Origin of the sequence: Streptomyces sp. NPDC051020 (genome assembly GCF_040683105.1) — a bacterium.
In the GTDB taxonomy this organism is placed as follows: domain Bacteria; phylum Actinomycetota; class Actinomycetes; order Streptomycetales; family Streptomycetaceae; genus Streptomyces.
Genome location: NZ_JBFBCG010000123.1, coordinates 1 through 12191 on the forward strand (window position 1 = coordinate 1; position 12191 = coordinate 12191).

Below are 12191 nucleotides of genomic sequence, written 5' to 3' on the forward strand. Positions count from 1 at the left end.
GTGAGCGCACCACCGACGACCAACACCAAGATCAAGACGCTACGGAGGGTGACTCATGCCTGAGTTACCCATTGCGTTGGGGGCGTGATCAGTCCCCTCTTGCTCAACATCGCCCTTCACGGGATGGAGAAGGCTGCTGGAGTCCGCTACTACACCGGCGGGACACACGCCGGTGAAACCGTTCCGGGCTCCCCGGTGCTGATCAGATACGCCGACGACCTGCTCGCCTTCGCCCACTCCAGGGCCGAGGCCGAACAGGTCCAGGCGCGACTGGGCACCTGGCTGAGACCCAGGGGGCTGGTCTTCAATGAGGACAAGACGAGCATCGTCCACCTCGACGAGGGCTGTGACTTCCTGGGCTTCAACATCCGCCGCTACCGCGGCGGGACGGTGCTGCTGATCAAGCCGAGCACGGCAGCCGTGCGACGAATCCGGAAGAGGCTGGCCGCCGAGGTCGACGCCCTGCGAGGGGCCAACGCCCAGGCGGTGATCCACAAGCTCAACCCGATCATCCGGGGCTGGGCGGCCTACTATCGGAGTGCGGTGTCCAGCCGCGTGTTCCACGCGCTGGACGCCTACGTGTGGAAGTTTTTCTACAAGTGGACGACCCACACGCACCCGAACAAGTCGAAGCACTGGGTCGTGGCCCGCTACTTCGGCGCGTTCAACAAGGCCAGGCGGGACAGGTGGGTCTTCGGCGACCGCGACAGCGGCCGCTACCTCGCCAAGTTCTCCTGGACGAAGATCGTCCGGCACCAGATGGTCAGGGGCTCGGCATCCGTGGACGACCCCGCCCTCACCGACTACTGGGCCGAACGACGTCGCAAACACAAGCCGGCACCTCTGCCAGCCTGCGAGCCAACAGGGCTTGCTTGAGCCGTGTGCTCGGACAACGGGCCCGCACGGTTCTGAGGGGGCGGGGACGCAGCAATGCGTCCCCGCTACCCGACCAGGCCGCGAAGAACGAGTGCGGCCTGGACCAGTACGAAGTCCGCCGTTACCCGGGTTGGTACCGGCACATCACCCTCGCCATGCTCGCGCACGCCTTTTTGGCGGCCACAACCCACCAGGCCAGGTAAAAGGGGGCGCAACCGGCGAGACAGCCGGGGCCATCGAGGTCACAGTGGCGGAGGTTCGGCGACTCCTGGCAGCTTGCCGTCCCCAGCCCCCGCACGTGCGTGGACACCGAGGACGACGCCACGCGATGAGCTGGTCGAGTTGGCGCCGACGACGCCAAGCAGTCGCACGCTCCTGCCACTACCAGAGGCGGCGGCACACGTTCGAGGGGCGGTCTCCGTGAGACCGTCCCTGACCATCCACCAGCCCGCTACACTCCAGCCGTCCAGCGAAACCCGCAGCTCAGACAGGGAAATCCTGCTGGAGTACTAGCCGGAGCTAACATGCGGGGCGTGGAGCTTCGCCAGTTGCGGTATTTCGTCGCGGTCGCCGAGGAGCTGAACTTCGGCCGGGCGGCGGCCCGGCTGCTGATCGCCGGCCCGTCGCTGTCTCAGCAGATCAAGGCGCTCGAACGCGATCTCGGGGTGGTCCTGTTCGACCGGGACCGGCGTTCGGTCGTGCTCACCGCGGCGGGTACGGCGCTGCTGCCGCACGTGCGGTCCCTGCTGGAGCGGGCCGATGACCTCAAGGTGAGGGCGGGGCGGCTGTCGGGTTCGCAGCCGGTCCGCCTCGGCTACGTCAACTGGCTGCCGCCCGGCCTCGCCGCCCGCACGGCGGGGGTGGCCCGGGTGCATGTGGACGCGTGGGTCGCGCCGTCCCACACCCAGGCGTCCCGGGTCGCCGACGGCAGCCTCGACCTCGCCGTGTGCTGGGTGCGCCAGGAGGACCTGGAGCGCCTCGGCCTGACGGCGTATCTGGTCGGCGCGGACCGCCTCTACGCGGTGTCCCCGGGGGCCGGGACCGGTCCGGTGCGCGCCCAGGACGCCGTCGTGCTGCTGGACGGGGACGCCACTTCCTGGTCGTCGTGGAACGACTACGCACAGGAGCTGTCCCGGGACACGGGTGCCCGGGTGGAGCGGATCTCGGACGGTGGGGTGACCGGCCCCGCGTTCTTCGACCACGTCCGCCGTCTCGGACGCCCGGTCCTGAACTCTCCCAAGGGGCAGACCGCCGTACTGCCGCCCGACCTGGCCCAGCGCCCGGTGACGGAACCGCGGGTGTACTGGACGTGGTCGCTGGTGCGGCGCGCGGACGAGGAGCGCTCCGGGGTACTCGCGGTGGCCGACGCACTGTGCGACGGGGTCGGTGACCTCGGACTGCAAGAACCGGAGGTGTGGCTGCCGGCAGGCGACCCGTACCGGCCGGAGTCCGGCCGGGGGCTCTGACCAGCGCTGGGAGGCAGGGTCTTCCAGCAGGGAGGAACCCGGTCCCGGGCCGGGGCCGGTTCGGCGTTGCCCGGCGCGGGACGTGCTGCCTACTGTCGAGGAGTCGACCGGCGGCCGGAGCCGAGGTCGAGGAACCCCACCCCAGCGAGCGCGTACCCGTGCTCGCCCGCACTCCAGGAGAAGTGTCATGGGCATGCTCAATGAGCAGAAGGTTGCCGTCATCACCGGAGCCTCGCAGGGCATCGGCGCTGGCCTGGTCGACGCCTACCGCAAGCTCGGTCACGCCGTCGTCGCCACCTCGCGCACCATCGCCCCCGCCGACGACGCGGGCGTGCTGACCGTCCCCGGGGACATCGCCGACCCGGCCACCGCCGACCGCCTGGTCTCCGCCGCGGTCGAGCGCTTCGGCCGGATCGACACCCTGGTCAACAACGCCGGCGTCTTCGTCGCCAAGCCGTTCACGGACTACACCCCGGAGGACTACGCCGCCGTGCTCGGCGTGAACCTGACCGGGTTCTTCCGCCTCACCCAGCTCGCCGTCGGTCAGATGCTCGCCCAGGGCGGCGGGCACATCGTCAACGTCACCACCAGCCTGGTCGACAACGCCGACGCCCGGGTCCCCTCCGTACTCGCGTCGCTGACCAAGGGTGGCCTGCAGTCCGCCACCCAGTCCCTCGCCATCGAGTACGCCACCCGCGGCATCCGGGCCAACGCCGTCTCCCCCGGCACCATCCGGACCCCGATGCACGCCGAGGAGACCCACCAGTTCCTCGCCGGCCTGCACCCCGTCGGCCGCATGGGCGAGATCTCCGACATCGTCGACGCCGTCCTCTACCTGGAGAACGCGCCGTTCGTCACCGGCGAGATCCTCCACGTCGACGGCGGCATGAGCGCCGGCCACTGAACCCGACACCCCGTCCCACCCGACCTCTGGGAGAACCGCCATGCGCCACACCACCACGGACGACGAGAAGATCCTGCGCAGCGTCCTCGACGGCTGGAAGGACGCCGTCGACCAGCACCAGCCCGACCAGGTCGCCGCCCACTTCACCCAGGACGCCGTCTTCCAGGGCCTGCACCCCTACACCGTCGGCCGCCCCGGCATCGCCGCCTACTACGACGCACAGCCCCTCGGCCTGACCGCCCACTACCGCATCCTGGAAACCCGCCGCCCGGCCGACAGTCTGATCCTCGGCTACCTGAGCGTCGACTTCTCCTTCACCGACCGCCCCACCCTCACCGTCAACCTCGGTATCCTCCTCCAGCAGATGGACCACGGCTGGGCCATCGCCCACTACCAGGTCTCCCACCTGGAGTGACCACCACCCACAGCCGCACGGGCCCCACCCTGGCCGTCGGGGCCCGAGCCGGTACGCGAAGGCATCACGGACGTCCCCGATGCCGGTACCCGCTTCGGGTCTGTGACCAGTGAAAACGCTGCGATCATCATGACCCGCCCCGCATGCCGCCCGGCCGCGGTCAGTCTCCGATGCCGCCGTCGTCCTCGTCGAGCCCGGGTGCGTCCGGGGCGCGCAGCGGCCTGAGGCCGCCGCCGGCCGGGGTGGACGCGGTGAAGCTGTAGCGGCCGAGCACGTTGAGGTTCTTGTGCTTGAGCGGGCAGAGGCGGGCGATGTCCTCGCCCGGGATCTCGTGGCCCTCGGCGCGGAGCTGGCCGACGGCGGCGTCGAGGTACCGGGTGGTCCAGAGCACGACGGCGTTGAGGACCAGGCCGAGCGCGCCGTCGCCGTGCGGGGGCCGACGGCGAGCAGCTTTGCACGGTAGTTGTCGAGCCCACCACAGACGATCACGAGACGTGCGGCTGTGCTCATCCCGCGGGGAGCACTGCGCTCTGCAGCCTGGCCGCGTCCTGGCCGGGCGGGGCGCCGAACATGCGCTTATATTCGCGGCTGAACTGGGACGGGCTGTCGTAGCCGACGGCGTGCCCGATCGCGGCGATGTCGTGGGGGTTGGCGATGAGCTGGATACGGGCCTTCTGGAGGCGGAGCTGCTTTTGGTACTGCAGGGGGCTCATGGCTGTGACGGCGCGGAAGTGCCGGTTGAGTGAGGAGACACTCAGTCCGACCTCGGCGGCCAGGTCGTCGATGCGGATGACCTCGGCGTAGCGTGCCTGGAGCCAGCTGATGGCGCGGGCAATGAGGGAAAGCCTGCTGTCGGCGAGTCCGATTTCTCGGACGGTGGCTGCCTGGGGGCCAGTCAAAAGGCGCCAGTGGATCTCACGCTCGATCGCCGGTGCGAGGACGCGCTGGTCGAGGGGATTACCGACGAGGCGGAGCCGCCGCACGACTGCGTCGAGCAGATCATCGCCGGCCTCGCTCGTGGCGATGGCCACGCCACTGCCCCCTCTCCCCGTGCCGCCACCGGTGCCGGCGTCGAGCAGCAGTTGCGCGATGACCGCGGGCTTGAGCGGAAGCCCGAGGGCGAGGAAGGGCTCGGCCGCCTCCGCGTGTGTGATTTGCGACGTCAGGGGGAGATCGAGGGTCACCACGAGGTACTGCCCGGCCCGGTAGTCGAAGATCCGCTCTCCAAGGACGGACCGTTTCGCCCCCTGAGCGACCAGGGCCAGACACGGCTCAGTGACTGTGCCAAGCGGCTCGGTCACCCGGTCCGTGGCGAGCACCTGCACTCCGTCGATCCAGACCGGGGGAGCGTTACGTCGCGCGAGCCGGGTGATCTGTGCGCGCAGTTCGTCGAGCTTGTCCACCTCCTCATCCCACCACGCGCCTGCGCCAGAACGGAAGACGATCCCGGCGAACCTGAGCGGATCGTGCATTGATCTGAGTGGAATGGCCTAGGGCTGCCATGGGGTGCGGTGGTGGGATGGAGGTACCCGGCGGCGGGGCCGATCCGCCCCGCCCATTCCCTCATCCGACCCATCGGAATCGCATCATGTCGCTTGACTCGTACGTCACGCTCGGCCGCTCGGGGCTGAGGATCAGTCCGTTCACTCTCGGCACCATGACCTTCGGCGAGGACCACGGCTGGGGAACCAGCCCGGACGAGTCGAAGGACATCCTCGCGGCCTACCTGGAGCGCGGTGGCAACTCCATCGACACGGCCAACATCTACACCAACGGACACTCCGAGAAGATCATCGGCGACTACTTCGCCGGGAAGGGCTCGTTGCGCGACCGTGTCGTGATCGGCACGAAGTTCTTCGGCAACCTCCACGAGAAGGACCCCAACGGCGGCGGGGCCGGCCGTAAGGGGATCGTGCAACAGCTCGAGAACTCGCTGCGGCGCCTGAAGACGGACTACGTCGACATCTACTGGCTGCACAACTTCGATCCCGCGACGCCGGTCGAGGAGACCATGCGGACCCTGGACGACCTGGTGGCCGGCGGCAAGGTCCGCTACATCGGATTCTCCGACGTGCCGGCGTGGAGAACCGCAGAGGCGGCCACCCTCGCGCAGCTGCGCGGCTGGGCGCCCATCATCGCCCTGCAGCTGGAGTACTCCATGCTGGAGCGCACCTCGGAGGGCGAGCTGATCCCGTTGGCCCAGGCCAAGGGCATGGGCGTGCTGCCGTGGAGCCCACTCAAGAGCGGCTTTCTGTCCGGCAAGTACTCCAGCACCCGTACCGGACCGGTCGACACCACACGCTCGGCCATGGTCGGCACTCCGAGCCAGAGCGACTACGTCGTCATCGACGCGCTCAACGAAATCGCCGCCGAGGCCGGTGCCAGCCCGGCCGCGGTCGCCCTGAACTGGGTACACAGCCGCCCCGGCATCACCTCGACCCTGGTGGGGGCCCGGCGGCTGGCACAGCTGACGGCCAACCTCGACGCCTTCGCCGTCACCCTCACCGACGCCCAGCGCGCAATCCTCGACGACGTCTCCGCTCCTACCCTCAACTTCCCCGCTGAGAACAACCGGACGCTCGCCGCGATGCTCGCGTTCGCCGGCGCGACCGTCGACGGCCGGCACACCATCGCCTCCCCCCTGCTCCAGGCCACCCCCACCCGCTACTGACCGAACCGAAGAGACCGAGATGACACAGCAGTTCGCAGGCAAGACCGCCTCGTCACCGGTGGCGGATCCGGCATCGGACGGGCGACGGCCCTGGCCTTCGCGGCCGAGGGCGCGCTGGTGACCGTGGCAGGCCGCACCGCGCAGCCCCTCAAGGAGACCGTCCGCCTGATCGAGTCCGCCGGCGGCTTTGCCGCCACGTTGTGACAGACATGGCCCAAGAGTCCCAGGCGGAGGCCGCGGTCGAGGCCGCCGAGATCGCCATGACCAAGAGCTCGGCGCTCGAGCCGCACCGCACGGCATCCGCATCAAACGCCGTTTGCCCCGGGCTGGTCGAGACCCGTGATCGCGACGATGGACCCGAACATGGAACCCCTGGAGTCCCTCATCGTCTGGCTCTCCTCGGACAACGCGGCGTCCATCACCGGTGTCGCAACTCCCATCGACGGCGGCTACGCGGTGCCGTAACGGCCCAACTCGATCATCGAACTGCTTGCAGCACACCCACTGAACCGGTACGGCACCCACACGCTCTCGCCCGCACAACGGCGGCCGCAAAGGACCAGGGGCAACCCTGCGCGCCAGGCCGCCCAGTTACGGGCCGAGATCCGATGGGCCCGCGCCAGAGCCCTTCCCGCTGCACGCGGTACGGCGGAAACAGGGGGACCGCGCTTGGGCCCTCCTCACAGGTCCGTCGGCCGCGAACACGACACATGGAGGATGGCAACATGACCGGACGACTGCAGAACACGGTGGCGCTGGTGACCGGTGCCAGCAGCGGCATCGGCGAGGCGACCGCGCGCAGCCTTGCCGCGGAGGGCGCGGCCGTTGCCGTCCTCGGACGGCGGCATGAGCGGCTGCAGCAGTTGGCGGACAAGGTCCGGGCCGAGGGCGGGACCGCCTTCGTGGTCGAGGCCGACATCACCAACCAGCAGCAGGCTGCGGTGGCGGTGGAGAGCGTGGTGGCCGAGCTGGGCCGCCTGGACACGGTCGTCAACAACGCCGGCTTCATGGGTGTCGGGCAGGCTCTGGACTCGCCGCTCGAGGAATGGGAGCGCATGGTCGAGGTCAATGTCCAGGGGCTGCTGTACATCACCCACGCCGCGCTGCCGCGCCTGCTGCGCGCCGCCGAGGACTCCCCGCGAGGGGTCGCGGACCTGGTCAACATCAGTTCCACCGCGGGCCGGGTCGCCCGGCCCGGGACGGCCGTCTACAACCTGACGAAGTTCGGCGTCAACGGATTCACCGAGGCCTTGCGGCAGGAGGTCATGCAGAAGCGCGTTCGGGTGAGCGTGGTCGAGCCCGGAACCGTGGACACCGAGCTGAGCACGCACCTCCGCGACGGGGTGCGGCAGGCGATCGAGCGCCAGATCGAGGGCATGGAGTTGCTGCGCCCCGAGGACATCGCCGACGCGGTCTCCTACATCGTTACTCGGGACCGCCGGGTGGCCGTCAACGAGATCCTCGTGCGCGCCAGCGAGCAGACCTGGTAGCAGACTGCGCTCGCGGCTCCGGCTTCGGCCGGACGAGCCGGGAATCAGCGTGCTTCGCCTTCGGACGTCGCGACGTGCTGGAGTATGGCCGTGAGTTGGGTGAGGTCCTGACGACGGAAGTGGTCGACGAGGTGTCGTCGCACGCTGACCAAGAACACCGGCCAGGCCTGTTCGAGCCGGGCGAGCCCGGCGTCGGTCAGGACGGCGTTCCAGCCGCGCCCGTCCTGGGCGCACTTGGCGCGCTCGACCCAGCCCTGCTTCTCCAGCCGGGTGACGACGCGGGTCATCCCGCTCAGGGAGAGGTTGCAGGCGGCGGCGAGCTCGCTCATCCGTATCGCCTTCCCCGGCGCCTCGGACAGGTGCATTAGGGGCGTGTACTCGGAGAGCGGCAGCCCTGCTCCGCGCACGATGTCGGTGTCGACCGCACGTGGCAGCGCCAGCATGACGCGGCTCAGCTCACGTACGAACGCCTCCTCGCTCGGGTCGAGGGGCTTCGATGACTGCTGGTCGGAGGGCATTCCCTCACTGTAGCTCCTTGACGGGTCAAGGAGCTCGAGCTGTGCGTCGACCTCGTTCCCGCACTCCCACGCCCACGCCCGCCACTCCTTGACATGTCAAGCAGTTCTCATATGTACTTCACCCGTCAAGCAGTTACTTGACCGAGCAAGCATCGGTCGGGGCTGTTCAGGAAGAACGGAGAGGGCCACCATGACCAAGATCGGCATCATCCTCGGAAGCACCCGCCCGGGACGGAACGGCGAGGCCGTCGCCCACTGGGTGCACGAGAACGCCGCCCGGCGCACCGACGCCGAGTTCGAGCTCGTCGACCTGCTGGACTTCAAGCTCCCGCTGCTCGACGAGGCGTACCCGCCGTCGATGGGCCGGTACGCCCAGCCGCACACCCAGTCCTGGGCGGACAAGATCGCCTCCTTCGACGGCTTCGTGATCGTCACACCCGAGTACAACCGCTCGGTGCCCGGAGCGCTGAAGAACGCCATCGACTTCCTCTACGCCGAGTGGACCAACAAGGCCGTCGGCTTCGTCAGCTACGGCGCGACCGGCGGCACCCGCGCCGTGGAGCACCTGCGCCTGATCGCCGGCGAACTCCAGATGGCCGACGTGCGCTCCCAAGTCGCCCTCTCCCTCTTCAACGACTTCGAGAACTTCAGCACCTTCAAGCCCATCGACGCCCAGCGCGACGCCCTCACCGCCACGCTCGACCAGGTCATCGCCTGGACCGACGCCCTAGCCCCGCTGCGCACCAACTGACCGCGCGCCCCGACGACTCGTCCACCAGGAGTTCCGCATGACCTCCAAGAAACCTCCCGAGGCCGCATCCGCCCCCACGCCGAGCAGGCGCAGGGCGATCGGCGCCATCACCGGCCTCGGTACCGCCGCGGCCCTCGCCACCGTCGCCGCCCCGGCCGAGGCGCAGAGCCAGGGATCACACGGTGCCTCGTCCGGCTCTCGCCTCTCGCCGCGACAGGTCGTCGCGGCGTTCTACGCCAGCTACAACGGGGACCTGGCCGCCGGCTTCGAGCGGTACATCTCGAAGGACCTCGTGCTCCACGGTTTCGACGGCCCCAACGAACGCTCGGCCTGGGTCACGGGCGACCTCGAACTGAAGGCATCGCTCACCGGCTACCGCCTGGACGTGCTCGACCAGATCGCGGAGGGCACCAAGGTCGTCACCCGCTGGAGCCTCGGCGGCGTCCACACAGGGACAATCCTGGGAATCCCCCCGTCCGGCCGCGAGGTCCACCTCAGCGGCATCTCCATCGACCGTGTGATGGACGGCCAGTCCGTCGAGCACTGGTCGGAGGGCAACTTCGGCAGGTTCCTCCAGATACTCCGCGGCGAGACTCCCTGACACGCCGCCATCCACCAAGTCCTGTGCGGGGAAAGCGCAGGACGTCCTCGAAGAACTGACCGGGAGGCAACACATGAGGGAGTCCATCAGCCGACGCAGGGTGGTCGGCGGCGCTCTCGCCGGGAGCGCCCTGGCGCTCGCGTCCGGGAGCCCGTCCTTCGCCGCGAACGGCGGACCGGCGAAGGGCATGGTGAAGGCGTTCTACGAGAGTTACGGCCTGCGAGACCTTCCGACGTCCTGGGACCGCTACATCCACCCGGACGCCGTGATGCACGTCCCCGGCTTCGACCGGCAGTCCTGGCTGGAGTTCGACAGCAAGCTGGTCGCGGCGTTCGACGACCTCACCATCACGGTGTTCGACCAGCTCGCCGAGGGCGACAAGGTGGCGACCCGCTGGCTCCTGGGCGGACACCACACAGGACAGTTCCTCGATATCCCCGCGTCCGGACGGTACGCGTCCTTCACCGCGACCACTTTCGACCGGGTCGAGCAGCAGAAGATCATCGAGCACTGGTCCGACGCGGACTTCACGGCCTTCCTCCAGAAGCTGGCCGCGTAGCGCCGCAGCACGATCACCGGTGGGCGCCGTCCACCCTGGACGGCGCCACCCAGGCAACCGTCCCCACCACCAGCACGCGTTCCCACCCCTCAGCGAGTATTCCTACTCATCACCACGGAGGCCATCCATGCGTATCCGTCAGCTCTCCGCCGCTCTCGCAGCCGCCACCGCCGTCCTCACCGTCGGGCTGTTCGCCGGGCCGGCATCGGCGTACGGGCCCACCACGCGCCACAACGGTGAACCCGCGTGCGAGACGGGCGCCGTCTGCGTCTACGAATCGGCCTCGTTCGAGGGAGCGACGGTCTGGTACCGGGGCGAAAGCCTGGGTACCGACTGCGTCACCCTTCCGTTCGGCGCCCACGGCGACATCAACGCCACCTCGAAGAAGCTCCTCCACTTCGCCACCGCCGACTGCACCGGCTACGGCCTTACCGAACCGGCGGGGGGCATGCACACCTGGCCAGCGTCGGCCACGCACAGCTTCCGCGTCAGCTCCTGAACCACCCCCGCCAAGCACCGCCCCCAGTCCGGCCGTTCGTCGTCTGCCGTCGGCCCCCTGACTCGCGCCACCACCGGCGTGAGCCGGCTTCACCCCGATGTGCACCCGACGTACACCGGGGGTGCCGTGAATTAGGCGGAAGCCTGAACAAGGGAGACACCTGATGGGCACGACAAGTGTCGCCTGGTCGGGAGGGCTGACGGCGTGTCGGTTGACCCGGCCAGCACGGCCCTCGACGGTGACAGCGCGAGGAACGCGATCGTTTCGCCGCACGGGCTCAGCCCCAGTTGCTGGACCACCTTGCCGCGCTGGCCACGGATCGGGTCCGCGAGGGCGGGCTGCGGCTGATGGGTGAGGGCGGTCTGCCGCCGAAACTCGCCCAGCACCTGATGCAGTCCGCCCTGGAGGCCGAGATGGACCTGCACCTGACCGCTGAGGTGGAGCGGGTCGGCGGGCGCCGGGTCGCGTGGGATCAGACCTGCTGTCGTCGGTGTACCGGGACATCGTGGAGGTGGTGGCGGATGCACCAGGGCCGGTCCGCGCCAAGCAGATCGTGCCGAGGGTCGGGCTTCCGGCCGAGACGGGGAAGATCGAGGGCAGTCGCAGCTGAAGCGGCTGGTGGAGCGGGCTGGCTGGAGGAGGACACCCCGGGACTGTTCACGGTCGCCCGCCGCCGGACAGGCGTTTCGCCCAACTCCCCCTGAAAGAAGGGCTCTTCCGCCTACATTCGAAGGTGCGACCCATGTCGGATGCAGGACGGGAAGAGCCCTGGAGATGAAACCGTACGACACTCATGCCACCTCTGCCCCTTTGCCCGCTCGGCCAGAACCCCGCCGATCGCCAGGTGCCATGATGCGTCGGTCATCACCACCAGGAAGATCGAGGAAGACGCCATGCTGCACCTGTTGTTGCTCCGCTACACCGTCTCGGAGCAGGCCGCTGAGCCCTTCATCAAGGCCCACGTCGCCTACCTCGACCGGCACCACGGCAACGGAACGTTCCTGGTCTCCGGCCAGACCGACCCGACCTCGACCGGCGGCGCCATCCTCGCCCACGGCGTCGACCGGACCACGATCGAGGAGATCACCGCGCAGGACCCGTTCGTCACCGGTGGCGTCGCGGAGTACACCATCACGACCATCACCCCCGGCCGAGTACACCCCGACCTCGTCGGCGTGCTGACGCCGGAGAGCTGAACCAGCCCCCGTTCGAGGGGCGAAAAGTCATACCACACAAGGTGATCAGCTGTTTGCACACAGGGAGATCAACTGACCGCTCCCCCGGACGTCCTATTGTCCGTGGACATGGATCTTGCGTCAGTGGCGTGTGTAGGGGGCCACGAGCATCGCCGAGGCGAAGGCTCGCCGCTTGATCTCCTGCAGGGTCCGGGCAGGCGGCGTGCTGCCGTCGAAGGAGGTGGGGATCGGTTCGTGGAGCGCGT

At 69.0% G+C, this 12191-nt stretch carries 14 protein-coding genes and 3 pseudogenes; 14 read left to right on the forward strand and 3 right to left on the reverse strand.

Annotated features, from left to right (window positions below; all coding sequences use genetic code 11):
- Positions 1–84: 84 nt before the first annotated feature.
- From AB0N06_RS35460 to AB0N06_RS35480, 5 genes and pseudogenes are all read left to right on the forward strand, one after another.
- On the forward strand, positions 85–876 hold the full coding sequence (locus AB0N06_RS35460; RefSeq protein WP_366138810.1) for a group II intron maturase-specific domain-containing protein: 792 nt from the start codon (positions 85–87) through the stop codon (positions 874–876).
- A gap of 74 nt (positions 877–950) precedes the next feature.
- Positions 951–1208 (forward strand): annotated as a pseudogene (locus tag AB0N06_RS35465) (IS701 family transposase); the annotation flags it as partial.
- A 192-nt stretch (positions 1209–1400) separates the two neighbouring features.
- Positions 1401–2342: a LysR family transcriptional regulator gene (locus AB0N06_RS35470; protein ID WP_366138811.1), complete on the forward strand. Its 942-nt coding sequence runs from the start codon at positions 1401–1403 to the stop codon at positions 2340–2342.
- 187 nt (positions 2343–2529) lie between these two features.
- A complete protein-coding gene (locus AB0N06_RS35475) occupies positions 2530–3246 on the forward strand; it encodes an SDR family oxidoreductase (RefSeq protein ID WP_366138812.1) in 717 nt (238 codons plus the stop codon).
- Between the two features lie 40 nt (positions 3247–3286).
- Positions 3287–3661: a nuclear transport factor 2 family protein gene (locus tag AB0N06_RS35480; RefSeq protein ID WP_366138813.1), complete on the forward strand. Its 375-nt coding sequence runs from the start codon at positions 3287–3289 to the stop codon at positions 3659–3661.
- 160 nt (positions 3662–3821) lie between these two features.
- On the opposite strand, the pseudogene AB0N06_RS35485 reads toward AB0N06_RS35480, so the two are convergent.
- Positions 3822–4082 (reverse strand): annotated as a pseudogene (locus tag AB0N06_RS35485) (Tn3 family transposase); the annotation flags it as partial.
- Positions 4083–4167: 85 nt separating this feature from the next.
- A complete protein-coding gene (locus AB0N06_RS35490; protein WP_366138814.1) occupies positions 4168–5133 on the reverse strand; it encodes an AraC family transcriptional regulator in 966 nt (321 codons plus the stop codon).
- 116 nt (positions 5134–5249) lie between these two features.
- On the opposite strand from AB0N06_RS35490, the gene AB0N06_RS35495 reads away from it, so the two are divergent.
- The 3 genes and pseudogenes from AB0N06_RS35495 to AB0N06_RS35505 all read left to right on the forward strand — a co-directional run bounded on the left by AB0N06_RS35495 (position 5250) and on the right by AB0N06_RS35505 (position 7822).
- Positions 5250–6332: an aldo/keto reductase gene (locus AB0N06_RS35495; RefSeq protein WP_366138815.1), complete on the forward strand. Its 1083-nt coding sequence runs from the start codon at positions 5250–5252 to the stop codon at positions 6330–6332.
- Positions 6333–6351: 19 nt separating this feature from the next.
- A pseudogene (locus AB0N06_RS35500) lies at positions 6352–6527 on the forward strand (SDR family NAD(P)-dependent oxidoreductase); the annotation flags it as partial.
- 530 nt (positions 6528–7057) lie between these two features.
- Positions 7058–7822, forward strand: a complete 765-nt coding sequence (locus AB0N06_RS35505; RefSeq protein WP_366138816.1) for an SDR family NAD(P)-dependent oxidoreductase — start codon at positions 7058–7060, stop codon at positions 7820–7822.
- Positions 7823–7866: 44 nt separating this feature from the next.
- Here AB0N06_RS35505 and AB0N06_RS35510 read toward each other — a convergent pair whose 3' ends face one another.
- Positions 7867–8340, reverse strand: coding sequence for a MarR family transcriptional regulator (locus AB0N06_RS35510; RefSeq protein WP_366138817.1), 474 nt, complete (start codon positions 8338–8340; stop codon positions 7867–7869).
- 190 nt (positions 8341–8530) lie between these two features.
- Between AB0N06_RS35510 and AB0N06_RS35515 the strand changes: the two genes are divergently transcribed.
- From AB0N06_RS35515 to AB0N06_RS35540, 6 genes are all read left to right on the forward strand, one after another.
- Positions 8531–9091, forward strand: coding sequence for an NAD(P)H-dependent oxidoreductase (locus AB0N06_RS35515; RefSeq protein ID WP_366138818.1), 561 nt, complete (start codon positions 8531–8533; stop codon positions 9089–9091).
- 37 nt (positions 9092–9128) lie between these two features.
- Positions 9129–9692: an ester cyclase gene (locus tag AB0N06_RS35520; protein WP_366138819.1), complete on the forward strand. Its 564-nt coding sequence runs from the start codon at positions 9129–9131 to the stop codon at positions 9690–9692.
- Positions 9693–9765: 73 nt separating this feature from the next.
- On the forward strand, positions 9766–10251 hold the full coding sequence (locus AB0N06_RS35525; protein ID WP_366138820.1) for an ester cyclase: 486 nt from the start codon (positions 9766–9768) through the stop codon (positions 10249–10251).
- A gap of 127 nt (positions 10252–10378) precedes the next feature.
- Positions 10379–10750 carry a hypothetical protein gene (locus AB0N06_RS35530; RefSeq protein WP_366138821.1) on the forward strand — a complete coding sequence of 124 codons (372 nt, stop codon included), beginning with the start codon at positions 10379–10381 and terminating at the stop codon, positions 10748–10750.
- A gap of 466 nt (positions 10751–11216) precedes the next feature.
- On the forward strand, positions 11217–11360 hold the full coding sequence (locus AB0N06_RS35535) for a hypothetical protein (protein ID WP_366138822.1): 144 nt from the start codon (positions 11217–11219) through the stop codon (positions 11358–11360).
- 283 nt (positions 11361–11643) lie between these two features.
- Positions 11644–11946, forward strand: coding sequence for a YciI family protein (locus AB0N06_RS35540; protein WP_366138823.1), 303 nt, complete (start codon positions 11644–11646; stop codon positions 11944–11946).
- The last annotated feature ends 245 nt before the right edge of the window (positions 11947–12191 follow it).

Excerpts from the sequence above, each read along its gene's own strand:
- AB0N06_RS35470 (WP_366138811.1), top strand. The coding sequence starts at position 1,401 with ATGCGGGGCGTGGAGCTTCGCCAGTTGCGGTATTTCGTCGCGGTCGCC.
- AB0N06_RS35475 (WP_366138812.1), top strand. The coding sequence starts at position 2,530 with ATGGGCATGCTCAATGAGCAGAAGGTTGCCGTCATCACCGGAGCCTCG.
- AB0N06_RS35480 (WP_366138813.1), top strand. The coding sequence starts at position 3,287 with ATGCGCCACACCACCACGGACGACGAGAAGATCCTGCGCAGCGTCCTC.
- AB0N06_RS35490 (WP_366138814.1), bottom strand. The coding sequence starts at position 5,133 with ATGCACGATCCGCTCAGGTTCGCCGGGATCGTCTTCCGTTCTGGCGCA.
- AB0N06_RS35495 (WP_366138815.1), top strand. The coding sequence starts at position 5,250 with ATGTCGCTTGACTCGTACGTCACGCTCGGCCGCTCGGGGCTGAGGATC.
- AB0N06_RS35505 (WP_366138816.1), top strand. The coding sequence starts at position 7,058 with ATGACCGGACGACTGCAGAACACGGTGGCGCTGGTGACCGGTGCCAGC.
- AB0N06_RS35510 (WP_366138817.1), bottom strand. The coding sequence starts at position 8,340 with ATGCCCTCCGACCAGCAGTCATCGAAGCCCCTCGACCCGAGCGAGGAG.
- AB0N06_RS35515 (WP_366138818.1), top strand. The coding sequence starts at position 8,531 with ATGACCAAGATCGGCATCATCCTCGGAAGCACCCGCCCGGGACGGAAC.
- AB0N06_RS35520 (WP_366138819.1), top strand. The coding sequence starts at position 9,129 with ATGACCTCCAAGAAACCTCCCGAGGCCGCATCCGCCCCCACGCCGAGC.
- AB0N06_RS35525 (WP_366138820.1), top strand. The coding sequence starts at position 9,766 with ATGAGGGAGTCCATCAGCCGACGCAGGGTGGTCGGCGGCGCTCTCGCC.
- AB0N06_RS35530 (WP_366138821.1), top strand. The coding sequence starts at position 10,379 with ATGCGTATCCGTCAGCTCTCCGCCGCTCTCGCAGCCGCCACCGCCGTC.
- AB0N06_RS35540 (WP_366138823.1), top strand. The coding sequence starts at position 11,644 with ATGCTGCACCTGTTGTTGCTCCGCTACACCGTCTCGGAGCAGGCCGCT.